The organism is Streptomyces sp. NPDC003035, from assembly GCF_042888285.1.
In the GTDB taxonomy this organism is placed as follows: domain Bacteria; phylum Actinomycetota; class Actinomycetes; order Streptomycetales; family Streptomycetaceae; genus Streptomyces.
Map to the genome: position 1 here is coordinate 1,170,319 of NZ_JBIAPJ010000001.1, position 14,371 is coordinate 1,184,689.

A 14,371-nucleotide genomic window follows, 5' to 3' on the forward strand; every position below is an offset into this window, starting at 1 on the left:
CGGGTGTGCCGGGGGCGGGTGTGGCACGGTCGGCGGGTGCGTCATGTGCGGCCTGAGCGGTGAGATCCGCTTCGACGACCGGCGGCCGGACGTGGCCGCGGTGGAACGCATGACCGGCCGTCTGGCCGCCCGCGGGCCCGACGGTCACGGCATCTGGTCGCAGGGGCCCGTGGCGCTGGGCCACCGACGGCTGAAGATCATCGACCTGTCCGAGCGCGGCGCGCAGCCGATGGCCGACCCCGAGGCCCGGCTGACGGGCGTGTTCAACGGGTGTGTGTACAACTACCAGCAGCTGCGCGGGGAGCTCCAGGCCCTCGGGCACCGGTTCTTCTCCACCTCGGACACCGAGGTGATCCTCAAGGCGTACCGGCAGTGGGGCACGGACTGTGTCGATCGCTTCATGGGCATGTTCGTGTTCGTCATCGTCGAGAACGACACCGGCCGCGTGGTGCTCGCCCGTGACCGCCTCGGCATCAAGCCGCTGTACCTGTCGCACGGACCGGGCCGGCTGCGGTTCGCCTCCACGTTGCCCGCCCTGCTGGCGGCCGGCGGCGTCGACACCTCCCTGGACCCCGTCGCGCTGCACCAGTACCTGAGCTGGCACGCCACGGTGGCCGCGCCGAGGACCGTACTCAACGGGGTGCGCAAGCTGCCGCCCGCCACGGTCCGCGTGGTGGAGCCGGACGGCTCCTACCGCGACCGGTGCTACTGGCAGCCGTCCTACACCCGCCGCGCCGAGCACGCGGGCATGGAGGCGGCCGACTGGCGCGACGCGGTGCTGGAGGCACTGCGGACGGCGGTGCGCCGCCGGATGGTCGCCGACGTGCCGGTCGGCGTGCTGCTGTCCGGCGGGCTCGACTCGTCCCTGATCGTGGCGCTGCTGGCCGAGGAGGGCCAGCGGGACCTGGCGACGTTCAGTGTGGGGTTCGAGTCGGAGGGCGGCGAGGAGGGTGACGAGTTCGCGTACTCGGACCTGATCGCGCGGCGCTACGACACCGAACACCACCAGCTGATGGTGCCTTCGGACCGCGTGTCGACCGCCCTGGACAGGGCGGTCGACGCCATGAGCGAGCCCATGATCAGCCATGACGTGGTCGCGTTCCACCTGCTGTCGGAGCTGGTCTCCAAGGAGGTGAGCGTGGTCCAGAGCGGACAGGGCGCCGACGAGGTCTTCGCCGGTTACCGCTGGTACCCGGACCTGGCCGCCGTCGAGCGCGAGCGGGAGCCGGAGACGTACGCCGAGGTGTACTTCGACCGTCCGCACGCGGACTTCGCCCGGATCCTCCAGCCCGAGCTGCTCACCGGCCACGACGAGAGCGGCCGGTTCGTCCGGGAGCACATGGCCGCGCCCGGGGCGGAGACCGCGCTCGACGCCGCGCTGCGGCTCGACACGCACGTCATGCTCGTCGACGACCCGGTCAAGCGCGTGGACAACATGACCATGGACTGGGGCCTGGAGGCCCGGGTGCCGTTCCTGGACCACGAGCTGGTCGAGCTGGCCGCGGCCTGCCCGCCGGAACTGAAGCTGGCACAGGGGGGCAAGGGCGTACTGAAGGACGTGGGCCGCACGCTGCTGCCCCGAGAGGTCGTCGACCGGCCCAAGGGCTATTTCCCGGTGCCGGCGATCCGCCACATGGCGGGCCCCGTCCTCGAACGGGTGCGTCAGGCGCTGTCCGCCCCGGAGGCGCGGGCGCGGGGCGTCTTCCGCGACGAGTACATCGCCGAACTCCTCGCCGCCCCCGACCACCACCGGACGAAGCGAGGGGCGAACGCCCTGTGGCACGTAGCGTTGCTGGAGATATGGCTGCAGACACACGGGATCAACTGACCGGAGCATCGTCGGCGGCGCCCGTGCCGGTGCCGCTCGCCGACGCGGCGGGACTGCGGGACACCCCTCAGCCGCTGATCTCGCACGGCTGCTGGTATCCGTCCGTGGACCCTACCGGTGAGCACGTGGCGTTCATCTGCGACCGGGCGGGCGTTCCCCAGCTGTGGACCGGGTCGGTGGACGGCTCGGAGCTCCACCTGCTCGACGCGGACCCCGATCCGGTCACCGAGGTGGCGTGGTCGCCCGACGGGCGATGGATCGCCTACACGGTCGCCCCCGGGGGCGGCGAGCACACCCGGGTGCTGTGCGTACGCCCGGACGGCACCGACCGCCGGATCGTGGCGGGCGCGGACAGCGGCAGCTCGGCCTACCTGGGCCGCTGGACACGCGACGGTTCGGCCGTCGCGGTCACAGTGGCGGAACCCCCGCCTTCGGCGGGCCGGAGCGCCGGGGAGGAGACGGCCGCGACGGACGGTGAGGCGGTGTTCGCGGACCTGCCCGCCGGCTGGGCGGAACGCGACGGTCCGGCCACGCTGCTGGGTTCGGAGGTCAGGCCGGGCCCCGGTTCCCACGGCGGGCCGTACGGCGAACCGGGCGCCGGGCGGGATCGAGTGGCAGATCTGGCAGGTCTGGCAGGTCTGGCAGGTCTGGGACAGCTGGGGCTGGACGGGCTGGACGGGTTGGACGCGCTGGACGGGTTGGAGGGAACGCGGGACCGGCTCAGCGCGTATCTGGTCGATCCCGACGGCATCCGGTCGCCCGTGCTCGTCGCCGCGGAGTCGGGCGCCGCGACGCTGCGGGTGTGCGACATCAGCCAGGACGAGCGGTTCGCGCTGGTACGCCGCGGGCCGCGCGGCCGGCGGGAGGCGGTGGTCGTGCGTACCGCCGACCTGACGACCGGGTCGGTCCTGCGGGTGGCTGACGGGGACCCGTGGATCGGCCGGTTCTCCCCGGACGGGCACACCCTGTGGCTCAGGAGCGACCACGAGCGGGAGTTCGCCGCCCTGCTCGCAGCCGGCCTGGACGACGACGGCCGGCTTCTCGGCCTGTCCGTGGTGGCCGAGCGCGAGGGCCGCGACCTGGAGCTCCTCGCGTTCGCCGAGGACGGTCGCACCGCCGCGCTCGCGTGGAACGTAGGCGGCGCCAGCGAGCTGCAGACCTTGGGTCTCCCGGCGGGCGAACCGATGCCCAGCGGGGCGGCCACCGGGACCACGCCTCCCCGGGAGGTGCCGCTGCCGCACGAGGTGGTCACGCGGATCACCCGGGCCGGGCCGAGTGGAATGGTGCTGGCCCTGTCGGGCTCACAGCGCCGCCCCGGTGTCTGGTGGGTGCCCCCCGGAGCGCCGTCGGCGCGTACGCCCTGGTCGTCCCGGGACGAGGATGCCGTGCCGCCCGGCAGACCACCCGTGCGGCCCGTACCGCTGCGGCCGGTCGCCCGCGACGGGCTACGGCTGGGAGGCTGGTACTACCGCGCCCCGGGCAGGGCCGCCGGCCGTCCCGCGCCCTGCGTGATCCACCTGCACGGCGGTCCCGAGGAGCAGGAGCGGCCCGTCTTCGACCCGCTCTACCACGAGCTGCTGGGCCGGGGCCTGGACGTCTTCGCGCCCGATGTCCGCGGCTCCTCCGGCTGGGGGCGGTCGTTCGTGGACGCCGACCTCGGTACGGGACGGTTCGCGGCGATCGAGGACGTCGCCGACTGCGCGGCGCATGTGGTGCTCACGGGCCGTGCCGACCCGACCCGGCTCGCGGTGATGGGGCGCTCGTACGGCGGCTACCTGACGCTGGCCTCGCTCGTATGGCACCCGGAGCTGTTCCGCACGGGCGTCGCGGTGTGCGGGATGTCGGACTTCGCGACGTTCTTCGCGGGGACCGAGCCGTGGATCGCGGAGTCGGCGGCGCACAAGTACGGCCACCCGGTGCGCGACCGGGAGCTGCTGCGCGCGCTGTCACCCATGAGCCGCATCGACGAGCTGCGCGTACCGCTGCTCGCGGTGCACGGCGAGCACGACACCAACGTCCCGCCGGGCGAGTCCGAGCAGGTGGTGCGTGCCGCGCGGGAACGGGGCCTGCCGGCGGAGCTGCTCACGCTCCGCGAGGAGGGCCACGAGTTCCGCCGGGCGGACAACAGACGGCTGTTCCGCCGCTCCGCCGCCGACTGGATGGAACGTCACCTGAGTGGCTGAGAGGACGCCGGTGCGGCGTCCGTGCTGACCTCGGGCCGACCGGCGCTCGCCACGCCGTACGCCGTACCCGGTACGCGGCTTTCAGCGACGACTCCTGGGGAGGAACCGCCCGGGCCTGGGTGACAGCTCGCCGGCCAGGGCAACGGGTGCCGGCCTGGCACCATGGTGGCCGAAGGGTGACTCACCGTGTCCGATTCATCCTCCCGTTCTCGGGGTACCCGCGATGACATGATCACCATTGGGGTCGAGGAAGAGTATCTGCTGCTCGATCCGGACACGTGCCTGCCGGTACCGCTCGCGGACCGGGTGCGGGCGACAGCCGGTCTCGGGCCGATCGTCGAGGACGCGGAGATCCAGTCCGAGCTGCTGCAGGCACAGGTGGAGGTCGCCACCCCCGTCTGCACCGACCTGGAGGAGGTCGGCGGTCACCTGCTGCGACTGCGGCACGCGCTCGGCACGGCGGCGGAGCGGAACGGCTGCCTGCTGGCCGCCTGCGCGACGGCCCCGTACCGGGAGACGGCACCCGTTCCGGTCACGCGCAAGGCGCGCTATCTGGCGATGCGCTCACAGGCCCCGCAGCTGGTGGCCGAGCAACTCGTCAACGGGATGCATGTGCACGCGGCCGTGCCGGACCGGGAAATGGGCGTCGCCGTCCTGAGCCGTATCCGGGTCTGGCTGCCGGTCCTGGTGGCCATGTCCGCGAACTCGCCGCTGTGGGACGGCACCGACACCGGCTTCGCGAGCTGGCGCACGGTGATCTTCGGCCGCTGGCCGGTCAGCGGACCGCCGCCCCTCTTCACTTCGCTCGCGGACCACGAAAGACGTGTCCAGTCGCTCCTGGACACCGGCATCATCACCGACACCGGCCAGCTGTACTGGCAGGCCCGCCTGTCCGACCGGTACCCCACGGTCGAGGTGCGCTGCGCGGACGTCCAGCTGCGCGCCGACTCGGCGGTCATGTTCGCCGGCATCATCCGCGCGTTGATGGCCACCGCCATACGCGAGGAGAAGGCGGGCGTTCCCGTTCCGGAGTGCCCGAGTGAGCTGCTGCAGGCATCGAACTGGCACGCCGCACGGCACGGACTGAGCGGCCTCCTGGTGGACCCGGCCGGCCGGGCGCGCCAGGCGGGTGACGTGCTGTGCGCGCTTCTCGACCACATCACCCCGGCCCTCGACGAGGCCGGTGACACCCGCGAGGTCACCTCGCTGGTGCACCGGCTGCTCCAGGAGGGCACCCCGGCGGACCGGCAACGCCGCGCACTGGCTGAAGGCGGGCTGCCGGCCCTCACCGAACTGATCGCAGGGGAAACGGTCGCCCCCTGACGCCACTCCTCTCCGCAGCCAGGCGTATGGGTGAGGCCGAGACAGTCGTTCCCGACCGGCTCCACGGGCCGGAAGCCGCGCCGAGGCACACCGCATACCGGGCGAAAGCCAGGGCAACGGCTCACCATGAAGGACCTGCTTCGGGCTTCCCTCGCACTGCGACGTGCGGGAACCGTCTGCCACCGGCAGCGGCGCCCGGGGACACCTGCGAAGGGAGAACGCTGACATGACGCGATTGCCCGGCACCTACGAGTCGTACTGGATGGAGACCGCGGAGGGCCCCCGGCACCCCGGCCTGACCGGCGATCTGGAGGTCGACGTCGCGGTGGTCGGCGGGGGCATCGCCGGCATCTGCACGGCGTGGGAACTGGCCCGCGCCGGCCGGAGCGTCGCCCTGCTGGAAGCCGACCGCATCGCCGCCGGCGTCACCGGGTACACCACGGCGAAGCTCTCCTCCCAGCACGGGCTCGTCTACGCGCAGCTGCGCAAGTCGTTCGGCGCGGAAGGCGCGCGGCGGTACGCGCGATCGCAGCAGGAGGCCGTCGAGTACGTCGAGCGCGTCGCGGCCGAGCTGGGGATCGACTGCGACCTCGAGCGCCTCCCGGGATACGCGTACGCCGAGTCGGCGGAAGCGGTCGACCAGCTCAGGGCCGAGGCGGACGCGGCGCGCGAGGCCGGACTGCCGGCGTCGTTCGTGACGGACACCGGCCTGCCGTACTCCGTGGCGGGCGCCGTCCGGGTGGAGGAGCAGGCGCAGTTCCATCCACGCAAGTACCTCCTGGCACTCGTCGCCGACCTCGTCGGCCGGGGCGGGAAGGTGTACGAACGCACGCGGATCGTCTCGCTCCACGAGGGAGAGCCCTGCCGGCTCACCACCGAAGGCGGAGACGAGATCGTCGCCCGTGATGTCGTGGTGGCCACGCACTACCCGGTCTTCGACCGCGCGTTGCTGTTCTCCCGGCTCGAACCCCACCGTGAGCTCGTCGTCGCGGCGACCGTCCCCGCCGACCGCGACCCGGAGGGCATGTACATCACGCAGGAGCAGAACACCCGGTCGGTGCGCACCGCTCCGTACGGTGAGGACCAGCGGCTGCTCATCGTCACCGGGGAGAAGTTCAAGCCCGGTGTCGGCGGGGTGAGCGAGCGTTACGAGCGGCTTGCCGCCTGGACCGAGGAGCGCTTCCCGTTCGCGCGGATCACCCACCGGTGGGCGGCGCAGGACAACACGACCACCGACCAGGTGCCGTACGTCGGGCGCTTCCACCCGGGTGCCCGGCACGTGTACGTGGCGACCGGATTCGGTGGCTGGGGCATGAGCAACGGAGTCATGTCCGGCCGGCTCCTGACCGCGCACATCACGGGCGAGGAGCTGCCCTGGGCCTCCCTGTACGACCCGCGGCGCCTGCACCCTCGTGAGGCGCCCTCCCTGCTCAAGGTGCAGGGGTCGGTCCTCAAGCACTTCGTCGGTGACCGGCTGCGCGCCTCCCACGTGGACAGCGTCGAGGAGATCGCGCCCGGTTCGGGGGCCGTCGTACGGGTCGGCGGCCGACGCTGCGCGGTCTACCGCGACGAGAGCGGAGCCGCCCACGCCGTCTCCGCGCGCTGCACCCATCTGGGCTGCCTCGTCCACTTCAACGACGCCGAACGGGCCTGGGAGTGCCCCTGCCACGGATCCCGGTTCGACACCGACGGCACCGTGATCCAAGGCCCCGCCGTCCGCCCCCTGGAACCCCGGCCGCTGCCCGGCGAGACCGGCGCCTCCGACTGACAGCCACCGGGCGCGACACCGCGGCCTGCAACGGCTCTTCGCCGCCCGCACACCCGACGCGGAGACGCTCAGTGAGGTCGCGCGGGCCGTCCACGACCGGGACGCCCCGGTCGGCCTCGACGAGCTCGGTGAGGGGACCGGCCTGCCCCGTCGCCGCTGCGTACGGCGAGGGGACACGGGTCCGCCATGACGAGTGGGGTGACGGCATGGTCATGAGCGAGGAGGGCGACCGGATCACCGTCCTGTTCGACACCATGGGGTACCGGACGCTGTCCCTGGCGGCGGGCGCCGACGAAGACGTGCCCGAGGCCGCGCGTAAAGCTCCCCCGCTACGGCGCCTGCCCTTGGGGGACGGACTCACGATTCCTCGGCCGCGGTGCCGCCGGAGGACGGCGCCGCCCTTCTTCTGCGGTACACGACCACCCCGCACACCGCGAGGAGGAGGACGGCCACGGCGGACACCCCGAGGGCCGTCCGCTCGGCGAAGAGCCTTCCCAGCACTTCGAGCAGGCCGAGCCCTGCGGTCGCGTAGATCAGCGCCCAGGCCGCTCCTCCCACGAACAGGGCGGGGAGGTACCGCGGCAACGGCATGCGCATGCTGCCCGCCAGAAAGTTGGCGGCGGTCTGGAAACCGACGGTCAGGAAGGAGACGGCCACCACCGGCGCGCCCCACCGCTGGATCGCCCGCTCGGCACGCCGGAACTTCGCCGAGGTGATCCGCCCGGCGAACCGGCTGCGCCGGGCACCGGCGCCGGCGAGCCACCCGACGGCGAACGTCCCTCCGGCGCGGAGGAGGACGATGACGTACAACGCTCCGGCCGTGAGCGCGATCTTATCCACGACGCCCCGTCCCGGGCTCCGGACCGGAACCCGCGCCCTCCGTCACCCGCATGGGCGTCCCGCCCAGGGGCCCACGACGCGCACAAGCCCGGTCACCGTCTCCCACCTGCGCCCTGCCTCTGCCTGCTCCGTCCGCCGGCTTCCCACCTGCGGCACGGGAACCCGAACCTGCCGCCCGCACGTCAGGCAAGGCCACCCTAACCGAATGCACATGCGGCGGATACAGCGCACCCACGCGGGTGCGGCACCCGACTCACCGTCGGACCGACGTGCGGCGAGTTTCTGATCTTCATCGGAGGTGCGCGCCTGCGGTTACCACTCGGGGTGGACGTCGTGGCTGTCGTAGCGCGAACCTCCCGCGGTGATCCAAGGCCTGAAACGACCGGGACCGGAGGCCTCGTGCGCGTAGATCACGGGTTCGTCCGTCTCGTCGGTGACGATGACGGCTCCCGTCCTTTGCGCGCAACGCAGGGCATGTGTCCAGTGTCGGCCACGATGACCGGTGCGGTAGTCGGGGATCTTGCACTGGCTCATCAGCTCTCACCGCCATGCGATGACGTCGCCTGCCCGCCCGTACGGAGCGGGCGTCCGGCGGAGCCGAACACGTGGGAATACCCTATTTAATATATTTTTGAACATCCTGTACGGAGTCATCCGACAGGCGCTGGAACCGGTCCGTACAAGGCCGATCACCACAGCACGGAGAAGCGATGCCGTCGAGCGCCTCAGTCCTGCTCTACAGCAGCAACGCTGGCACCCGGGCGCAGGTCCGCCTGGCCGTCGGCCGCAGGCCCGCGTCCGACGTCCCACCGGTCGCGTTCGTCGAGTGCGCGACCCTGCCCGCGGTCCTGTCGGCGTTGGACACGGGCCACATCGACGCCTGCGTACTGGACGGCGAAGCGGTCCCCATCGGCGGCATGGGCGTGTGCCGGCAGATCAAGAACGAGGTCTTCCGGTGCCCACCGGTCCTGCTCCTGATCGGCCGACCCCAGGACGCCTGGCTGGCCGCCTGGAGCCACGCCGACGCGACGATCAGCCTGCCGGTGGAACCGGTGGAACTGGCCGCATCCCTCGCCACGCTGCTACGCGCGCCGCACTAGACGCCCGCGAAGTCCGACGTCACGGCGGAGGCACTGTCGCAGGCGTCCCTCGCCTCACCGACTCGGAGAGAGCCATTCGGGGCGGGGAGGCGTCCATCCGGGCGTGGGGAGTAGCGCATGGGCGGAGCCGGCAGAAGCATGGCCTGGGTCCCTGCGGAGAGCGGACATGGAGCGCGGCTGCAGGAACGTCTGCCTGCCCACGGTGTTTCTCACCAAGGAGACCGTTGTGACCTTCAATCCGCTTGAGCAGCGGGGCATTCCGCTGGACCGCCAGGTCAGGAACTGGCGCGAGCTCAACGTCCCCCCGATCGACCCGGACCACTGCGACCCCTACACCCGGTGCCGCGTCATCACGATGAACGGCATCGAAGTCGAGGCGATCCTCTTCAGCCACAACCTCGCCCGCAACACCGTCGACCCGGAGGTCAAACGGCAGCTGGCCCAGACGCGGTACATCGAGGCGCAGCAGCAGAAGGTGGTGAACTGGCTGCTGCCAGGGGTGTCCTCGGTGCTGGAGACGACGATCGCCTATGAGCAGGTCGCGGTCGACCTCACCGCGTGGGTGGCGCGGATGGAGCCGGACCCGTACTTGAAGCAGGCGTACCAGTTCGGTGTGCTGGAGGACTTCGATCATCTGTACCGGTACGCGAACCTGTACGAGATGATCGAGCACCGCAAGGCCGAGTCGATCGTGGACGGGCTGACCGAGGTCATGCCGGGCCGGCCGACGAAGTACCACCACCGGCACCCGTTCGACAACGTCCGTGACCCGTACGACCGGGACGCCACGAACCCCCTGTCGAAGCTGCACGCGTTGACGATCCTGTCGGCGGAGCAGCAGACGATGAACTTCTACATGAACACCGGCCCCACCTACATGGAGCCGATCGCCCGCCAGCTGTACCAGGAGATCGGGCTCATCGAGGAGGAGCACGTCACCCACTACGAGTCCCTCGTCGATCCGGGGGAGACGTGGTGGGAGCAGCTGGTCAACCACGAGTACAACGAGTGCTACCTCTACCACTCCTTCATGGAGCAGGAGAGCGACCCCAAGGTGAAGGCCATCTGGGAGCTGCACCTCAACATGGAGCTGGAGCACCTGCATGTGGCGTGCGATCTCATGCGCCGCTACGACGGGCGCGATCCCGAGTCGGTGCTGGCGCCCGAGCTGCCGAACGTGCTGACCTTCGAGCCGAACAAGGCGTACCTGCGCGAGCTGCTCGACACCCAGATGGACCTCACCACCCTGGGCGCGGGCTACGTACGCGAGGCGCACGAGCGCTTCGAGCAGATGCAGGAGCAGATCCACGGTGGGGAAGAGCCGCCCAGCGAAAGGGTCATGGCGCAGCACGACGAGATGTTCGGACGCGAGTACCGCGTCGAGACCGAGGGCGAGCACCCCGACCCGTCGATGCGCGAGAAGTAGGAGGCCAGACGTGCCCGAGACCCACACCCCGGCGGCCGGTGACGACAACGCCGGTGACGACGACGTCGTGTCGCTGCTCATGCGCCAGCACGGTGACATCCGCAACCTGTTCGACGAAGTCGAACAGAGTGAGGGCGACGAGCGGCGGGACGCCTTCCGCCGGCTGGTCCGGCTCCTCGCGGTCCACGAGACCGCCGAGGAGGAGGTCGTCCACCCCTTCGCACGGCGCAGTCTCCCGGGCGGCGAGCAGGTCGTGGCGGATCGCCTCGCCGAGGAGCGGGCCGCGAAGGAGACGCTCGCCGCGCTCGACGTCATGGACACCGACGACCCGAAGTTTCTCCCCCGACTCCTTGCCCTCCGGGCCGACGTCCAGGCACATGCCCGGGCAGAGGAGCGCTACGAGTTCATTCACATCCGCCGCGGCGCCGACGCGGCGAAGCTGGCCTCCATGGCCCGGGGCGTGAAGGCCGCGGAGGCGATGGCACCGACTCGCCCGCATCCCGGCGTGGAGTCAGCCGCCACCCATATGGCCCTGGGCCCGGTGACAGCGCTCATGGACCGTACGAAGGACGCGGTTCGCAAGGCCATGGGCGCAGACGGCTAGGCGGTCACTCAGCCGCGATCCAGAGGACCTGACCGGGCTCACGGCAGGAGCCGTTCACCTGCCGCGCCCGGGTGCAGTCCGAGGGTTCAGGATCCGATGCTCTGAACCGCCGAATTCCCGCTGACCGTCGCCCCCGAGGCAGGGGAATCGCCGTCACCGGGGAATTGCCGACCGTCGCTGTCGGCGGCACCGGGGGTGCCCAAGGCGTTGAGGAGGCCGCCCCCTACGAGAGTGTCAGCGGCAGCGTGGGGTGTTCCGGACAGAGCGAGAGCGGCCCCGGCGAGGGCAACTGCGGCGAACGCGCGCTTGGTGTTCTTCATGCCAGGCGAACGATCCCGAAGAGGCGGGGTCACGGACCACCGGCTCGCGACAGGAGCCCTGCCCGGTACCGACAGAGCGGCTCCGCTCCGCCGGCTCGGACACCGGCTTACTTGGTTTCGGCCGTGCCCGCGCCGGGCGCCTCGTCCGTGCCGCTCGTGCCGCTCGTGCCGCTCGTGCCGACGGTCGCTCCCGGCCTCGTGACGACGGCCTCTCCGCGCCCCTCGTCGGTGGCCTTCGCCCGCCTCGTGGCGGCGACCACCGCGAGCACCACACCGACCGCGATCACCGCGAGACCACGAACCCACACCAGCGCCTCGATCTGTGTGGCGAGCACGATACAAGAGATCAGGCCCAGGACGGGGATCACGGTCGGAGCCCGGAAGTGGTCGGTCTCGCCCGAGTCCCGTCGCAGGACGAGGACCGCCGTGTTGACGATGAAGAACACCACAAGGAGCAGCAGGACGAGTGTGGAGGCCAGTTCGGCGACACTGCCGGTCAGTGCGAGGAGCATCGCCAGCCCCGTGGTGGCCGCGATCGCGACCCAGGGCGTACGGCGGCCGGGCAGCACCTTGGTCAGTCCGGTCGGCAGCAGCCCGTCGCGTGCCATGCCGTAGGCGAGGCGGGACGACATGATGCCGGTGAGCAGCGCGCCGTTGGCGACGGCGACGAGTGCGACGGCGCTGAACAGCCATGTCGGAACGCCACCCGCTGCCTTGACGACTTCGAGCAGCGGGCCGCTCGAACCGGCGAGCGTGTCGGTCGGCACGGCGACGGAGGCCGCGATCCCCACGAGGACGTACACGGCGCCCGCCGTCGCGAGCGCGCCGAACAGCGCTCGCGGGTAGGAGCGGCGTGGATTTCGGGTCTCCTCCGCGACGTTCACCGAGGTCTCGAAGCCGACGAAGGAGTAGTACGCCAGAACGGAACCGCTCAGGACAGCCGCGGCGGCGCCCTTCTCCGGGGTGCCGAGCTGGGTGAGCCGGCTCGGATCGCCTTCGCCACGCGCCAGCAGCCAGACGCCCAGGCCGACGATGACGGCGAGGCCGCCGACCTCGATGACGGTGGCGACGACGTTCGCACGGGTCGATTCCTTGATGCCCCTCGCGTTGACCAGTGCGAGAGCGACCAGGAAGACCACGGCGACCAGTCCGACGGGAAGCGTGACGAACGCCGAGAGGTAGGCGCCGCCGAAGCCTCGGGCGAGTGCCGCGACCGAGACGATTCCCGCGGCGAGCATGCAGAATCCGGCGACGAAGCCGACGACCGGACCGAACGCCCGGGTGGCGTAGTGGGAAGCCCCGCCGGCCCTTGGGTACTTCGTCGCCAGCTCGGCGTAAGAGGCGGCGGTCAGCAGAGCCAACAGGAGGGCGACGATGAGAGGCACCCACACGGCGCCGCCCGCGTCAGCGGCGACCTGGCCGACCAAGACGTAGACGCCGGCGCCGAGGACGTCTCCCAGGATGAAGAAGAAGAGCAGGGGAGTGGTGAGGGCTCGCTGAAGAGAGGGCTCTGTCGCGGCCGTCGGGGATGCAGCTTTACCTGTCGACATGTCGACTCGTATCCCCTGGATGGCCGGAAGCACACCCTCCCACCAGCACTTCACGCCACTGGGTGAGGGACTCAGGGTCTGGGATTGGTGCGGTGCCACCGAGGGCGGGCATCGTCGCCGCGCCGCCCGGCGACGGAGGCGCAGCGCGGACACTGGCGCTGGACGCGATCCGCCGCGCCACCGGACTCCGGGAAGGTGTCCGTCCAGGTGATGTGCGGGAAGCGTCCGAGCTGGGAGCGGCTGAGGGAGAGACCGCACACGGTCTGGTTCATGCCGGGCTCCCACGCGTGCACCTCTCCCGCCGGCAGGCGGCGCCTGCCTTCCTCCTCGTCCGTCCACTGCCCGGAAGCGGCGACGGCGTACTGCTTGGCGCGTGCCATGGCGTACTCCCCGATGCTCGGTCGATGGACGAGTGCCCGGTCTGTCGGTGTCGATGTCCCGCAGGCGGGCAGCGCTCCGGGTAGGAGGTCCTGAGGACCCCACTCGGCACTCTCCGTGTGCGATCGAGTACGAAGGAAGAGATCGAGGTTCATTCCGGATAGGGAAGTACATTCGCGAAAAAAGGGTACGCGAGGCGTGCGAAAGCAACCGGAAAGCTGATCGTTTCGATGGACCAGGAGGAGCCTTGAGCGACTTCCAGGACAGGGACCGCCCGGACCGGAGCAGGTCGGAGGCGGTGGCGAAAACGGCTCAGGCCAAGGTGAGCGAGGGCGCCGGCCTGGTCGGCGGCAAGGCCGCCGACGTCACGAGTACCGCCAGGGAACAAGGAGCCGATGTCGTCGGCGAAGCGACGAGTCAGGCCCGGGACCTGGTGGGGGAGCTGCGGAACCAGCTTCAGGGCCAGGCTCACACCCAGACGCAGAACCTCGCGCAGAACGTGCGCCGGCTGGCGGACGAGCTGCGGGAGATGAGTGAGAGCGGCAAGCCGGACTCCAGCGCGGCGGGTGTGGTGCGGCAACTGGCCGACGGGGGGCACCAGGTGGCCTCCCGCATCGAGGAGCGAGGACCTGACGGCCTGGTCGGCGATCTGCAGGATTTCGCGAGGCGCAGGCCTGGCGTGTTCCTGGCGGGAGCGGCCCTGGCGGGGTTCGCTGTCGCGCGGGTCGGCAAGGGCGTCAGCGGGGCAGCCTCACCGAGCGACGGTGCGCGCCAAGCGGGTACAGGACAGGGCGGCATGGGACAGGGCCGTACGGAGCAAGGTGGCGTGCCACCGCGCCCGACGAACCCGCCCCATGGCCGGGCGACGGGCAGCAGCCCGGGCGTTCCGCAGGCCGGCTATGAAGATCCGGTGGACACCTACGGGCAGTCCCAGCCACCTCACGTGACGCCGTCCTACGGGCAGACGTCCGCGACGAATCGGCCGACCGCAGCGGCACCTTCTCCTCCGCCGCCCCCGGCGGGATCCCAGCGACCGACGCAAGGGAGCTGA

The 14,371-nt window shown here is 71.2% G+C and carries 11 protein-coding genes; 8 read left to right on the plus strand and 3 right to left on the minus strand.

Features of this window, described 5'->3' with window-relative positions; translation table 11 throughout:
* The first annotated feature begins 43 nt into the window (after positions 1-43).
* From ACFYV5_RS05175 to ACFYV5_RS05190, 4 genes are all read left to right on the plus strand, one after another.
* Positions 44-1,828: an N-acetylglutaminylglutamine amidotransferase gene (locus ACFYV5_RS05175; RefSeq protein WP_389164520.1), complete on the plus strand. Its 1,785-nt coding sequence runs from the start codon at positions 44-46 to the stop codon at positions 1,826-1,828.
* Positions 1,801-4,011 (plus strand): prolyl oligopeptidase family serine peptidase, encoded by a 2,211-nt coding sequence (locus tag ACFYV5_RS05180; RefSeq protein WP_389164523.1) that lies wholly within the window; start codon positions 1,801-1,803, stop codon positions 4,009-4,011. Before ACFYV5_RS05175 ends, ACFYV5_RS05180 begins: the two co-directional genes overlap by 28 nt.
* Before the next feature lie 228 nt (positions 4,012-4,239).
* Entirely contained in the window at positions 4,240-5,334 is a 1,095-nt protein-coding gene (locus ACFYV5_RS05185) for a glutamate--cysteine ligase (protein WP_389164526.1), read from the plus strand.
* A 226-nt stretch (positions 5,335-5,560) separates the two neighbouring features.
* Positions 5,561-7,102 (plus strand): FAD-dependent oxidoreductase, encoded by a 1,542-nt coding sequence (locus tag ACFYV5_RS05190; RefSeq protein ID WP_389164529.1) that lies wholly within the window; start codon positions 5,561-5,563, stop codon positions 7,100-7,102.
* Between the two features lie 357 nt (positions 7,103-7,459).
* Here the strand turns inward: ACFYV5_RS05190 and ACFYV5_RS05195 are convergent, their stop codons facing one another.
* The gene (locus tag ACFYV5_RS05195) at positions 7,460-7,942 is read right to left on the minus strand and encodes a DedA family protein (protein WP_389164531.1); all 483 of its coding nucleotides are present in this window, start codon (positions 7,940-7,942) and stop codon (positions 7,460-7,462) included.
* A gap of 710 nt (positions 7,943-8,652) precedes the next feature.
* Here ACFYV5_RS05195 and ACFYV5_RS05200 point away from each other — a divergent pair.
* The 3 genes from ACFYV5_RS05200 to ACFYV5_RS05210 all read left to right on the plus strand — a co-directional run bounded on the left by ACFYV5_RS05200 (position 8,653) and on the right by ACFYV5_RS05210 (position 11,072).
* The gene (locus ACFYV5_RS05200; RefSeq protein WP_389164534.1) at positions 8,653-9,042 is read left to right on the plus strand and encodes a hypothetical protein; all 390 of its coding nucleotides are present in this window, start codon (positions 8,653-8,655) and stop codon (positions 9,040-9,042) included.
* A 226-nt stretch (positions 9,043-9,268) separates the two neighbouring features.
* Positions 9,269-10,468, plus strand: a complete 1,200-nt coding sequence (locus ACFYV5_RS05205) for a hypothetical protein (protein WP_389164537.1) — start codon at positions 9,269-9,271, stop codon at positions 10,466-10,468.
* Positions 10,469-10,478: 10 nt separating this feature from the next.
* A complete protein-coding gene (locus ACFYV5_RS05210; RefSeq protein ID WP_389164540.1) occupies positions 10,479-11,072 on the plus strand; it encodes a hemerythrin domain-containing protein in 594 nt (197 codons plus the stop codon).
* Positions 11,073-11,499: 427 nt separating this feature from the next.
* On the opposite strand, the gene ACFYV5_RS05215 is transcribed toward ACFYV5_RS05210, so the two are convergent.
* Together ACFYV5_RS05215 and ACFYV5_RS05220 are read right to left on the minus strand one after the other, a co-directional pair.
* Positions 11,500-12,942 (minus strand): APC family permease, encoded by a 1,443-nt coding sequence (locus tag ACFYV5_RS05215; RefSeq protein WP_389164543.1) that lies wholly within the window; start codon positions 12,940-12,942, stop codon positions 11,500-11,502.
* Between the two features lie 71 nt (positions 12,943-13,013).
* Complete coding sequence (locus ACFYV5_RS05220; RefSeq protein ID WP_355109652.1) at positions 13,014-13,322, minus strand: hypothetical protein; 309 nt, start codon at positions 13,320-13,322, stop codon at positions 13,014-13,016.
* 245 nt (positions 13,323-13,567) lie between these two features.
* On the opposite strand from ACFYV5_RS05220, the gene ACFYV5_RS05225 reads away from it, so the two are divergent.
* A complete protein-coding gene (locus ACFYV5_RS05225; protein ID WP_389164546.1) occupies positions 13,568-14,371 on the plus strand; it encodes a hypothetical protein in 804 nt (267 codons plus the stop codon).

What these genes read in the sequence shown, in the direction of transcription:
- ACFYV5_RS05175 (WP_389164520.1), top strand. Translation starts at nt 44, where the DNA reads ATGTGCGGCCTGAGCGGTGAGATCCGCTTCGACGACCGGCGGCCGGAC.
- ACFYV5_RS05180 (WP_389164523.1), top strand. Translation starts at nt 1,801, where the DNA reads ATGGCTGCAGACACACGGGATCAACTGACCGGAGCATCGTCGGCGGCG.
- ACFYV5_RS05185 (WP_389164526.1), top strand. Translation starts at nt 4,240, where the DNA reads ATGATCACCATTGGGGTCGAGGAAGAGTATCTGCTGCTCGATCCGGAC.
- ACFYV5_RS05190 (WP_389164529.1), top strand. Translation starts at nt 5,561, where the DNA reads ATGACGCGATTGCCCGGCACCTACGAGTCGTACTGGATGGAGACCGCG.
- ACFYV5_RS05200 (WP_389164534.1), top strand. Translation starts at nt 8,653, where the DNA reads ATGCCGTCGAGCGCCTCAGTCCTGCTCTACAGCAGCAACGCTGGCACC.
- ACFYV5_RS05215 (WP_389164543.1), bottom strand. Translation starts at nt 12,942, where the DNA reads ATGTCGACAGGTAAAGCTGCATCCCCGACGGCCGCGACAGAGCCCTCT.
- ACFYV5_RS05220 (WP_355109652.1), bottom strand. Translation starts at nt 13,322, where the DNA reads ATGGCACGCGCCAAGCAGTACGCCGTCGCCGCTTCCGGGCAGTGGACG.